Below are 1,379 nucleotides of genomic sequence, written 5' to 3'. Positions count from 1 at the left end.
CGCGGCCGGCGGCGGCTCGGGCGCCGCGGCCGCCGTCGCCATGGCGCGGCCCGGATCGCCGACATAGCCGGCGAGCAGCACCATGCCGGTGTCGCGGTCGCGCAGCGCGAACCAGAACGGCCTGTCGAACGCGACGCGGACATTCTGGGTGCGGATCGCCGAGCGGACCGTGACGACCGCGGTCGCCGCCGCCGCCTCGGTGCCGGCCTCGTCGATGGTCAGCACCGTCTTCTGGATCACGTCGGCGATGCGCTGCCCCGGCCCGAATCCCTCGAGCGCGGTCGGCGACATGCGCGCCTCCTTCAGGCCGAGCGCGTCCAGCACCGGCAGCAGCTCGGCGCGCTCCTCCAGCTTGATGCGCGGCAGCGAGAGGTCGACGGCGGCGGGCGCGAAGTCACGGCCGTCGAGCCACCTCAACGCGGCTCCGAAATCGGCGGCGCGGCGCGGCTTGTCCTTGCTGGTGAGCAGCACCAAGGCGAAGCGCGGATTGGTGTAGGCGAGCTCGACGGCGACCACATCGTCGTCGCTGCGCATCGGCGCCGCCTCGATGGTGCCGGCCATCATGGGCACGTCGACGGCGGATCCGTCCAGGCGCGTGAACGGTGCCGGCCGCGTCCGGCTCGCCGCGAAGGCGGTGCGCCAGCGATCCTTGAAGTAGAGCGCGTCGATGGCGACGAGGCCGGGATCGGCCGGCACGCGGTCCAGCATGGCCGGGATCATGCCGCGGGTTTTTTCGCGCACCCAACCGTTGATCGCCGCGAGGGCTGCCGGCGTACCGAGAGGCTCGCGAAACACCTCGCCGCCGGCCGCCGTCACGGCGGCGAGCGTCGCGTCCTTCGGCTTGGCGGCGGGATCGATCCAGATCGCGTTGGCGACCGACAGCGCCTCGGCCAGATCCTTGTCGGACTGCAGGGTCGAGACGATGGTCCGCAGGCCGGCCAGATCGGGCGCCGGCGGCGACGCGGCGGCGGTGCGGCCGCGGTCCCCCTTGCGGCCCTTCTGATTCTCCGCCGCCCGCGGCCCCGGCTTGGCGGCCGGGACGTCACCCACGAAGGCGAGCGTGCGGGCGAGCGCCGCCTTCATCCGCGCGTCGGCGCCGAGATCGATCAGCGTCATCACCATGGCGAGGCTGGCCGGCGAGACCACGAGATTGGCGGCGTCGGGCTTCTCCGTCTGCAGACCCGCGACCAGGCGGACCGCGAGACGCGACTGCGCCGCCAGCATGCCGGCGGGATCGATCGCGATCACGGCCGATCCGGTCGGCGGCGCCGCGGGCTTGTCGGAGCGCTGCTTCTGCGTGGCGGGGGCACCGGGCGGCCGCTCGGTGCTCTTCGGTTTACGGACACCCGCGGGCTTGCCGTCGGACCGGTCGGCCGGCG

1 protein-coding gene is annotated in these 1,379 nt (G+C 73.8%); it reads right to left on the bottom strand.

What is annotated here, in order from left to right; genetic code table 11:
* On the bottom strand, positions 1-1,379 hold a 1,379-nt coding region (locus CH341_RS31255; protein ID WP_111423590.1), incomplete at both ends, for a serpin family protein.

Source organism: Rhodoplanes roseus (genome assembly GCF_003258865.1).
GTDB lineage: Bacteria > Pseudomonadota > Alphaproteobacteria > Rhizobiales > Xanthobacteraceae > Rhodoplanes > Rhodoplanes roseus.
The sequence above is the reverse complement of the archived record's forward strand: the minus strand, read 5'-3'. Positions and strand labels throughout refer to the sequence as shown.